Source organism: Burkholderia sp. BCC1996, from assembly GCF_905339955.1.
In the GTDB taxonomy this organism is placed as follows: Bacteria; Pseudomonadota; Gammaproteobacteria; order Burkholderiales; family Burkholderiaceae; genus Burkholderia.
This window is the reverse complement of record NZ_CAJPHM010000106.1, coordinates 1-396: the sequence shown is the minus strand read 5'-3', so window position 1 is coordinate 396 and position 396 is coordinate 1. Positions and strand designations below refer to the sequence as shown.

The window sequence follows — 396 nt, the reverse complement described above, 5'->3', positions numbered from 1 at the left end:
CCGCGCGCGCAGCTTCGCGGCGAACGCCTCGATCTCGGCCTTCGATGCGCACGGCCCGACCAGCATCCCGTAGCCGCCCGAGCCGTGCACTTCCTTCACGACCAGTTCGTCGAGATGCTCGAGCACGTATTTCAGGCTGTCGGCCTCGCCGCAGCGCCAGGTCGGCACGTTCTCCAGCAGCGCCTTGCGGCCCGTGTAGAACTCGACGATCTCCGGCATGTACGAGTAGATCGCCTTGTCGTCGGCGATCCCCGTGCCGGGCGCGTTCGCGATCGTGATGTTGCCGGCGCGGTAGACGTCCATGATCCCGGCCACGCCGAGCACCGAATCGGGCCGGAACGTCAGCGGATCGAGGAATGCGTCGTCGACGCGGCGGTACAGCACGTCGATCGGCCG

1 protein-coding gene is annotated in these 396 nt (G+C 67.7%); it reads right to left on the bottom strand.

Translation table 11 applies throughout. The annotated features are described in order from the left end of the window. The coding region (locus U4Z64_RS37425; protein ID WP_321822699.1) for a circularly permuted type 2 ATP-grasp protein at positions 1 to 396 on the bottom strand (396 nt) is incomplete at both ends.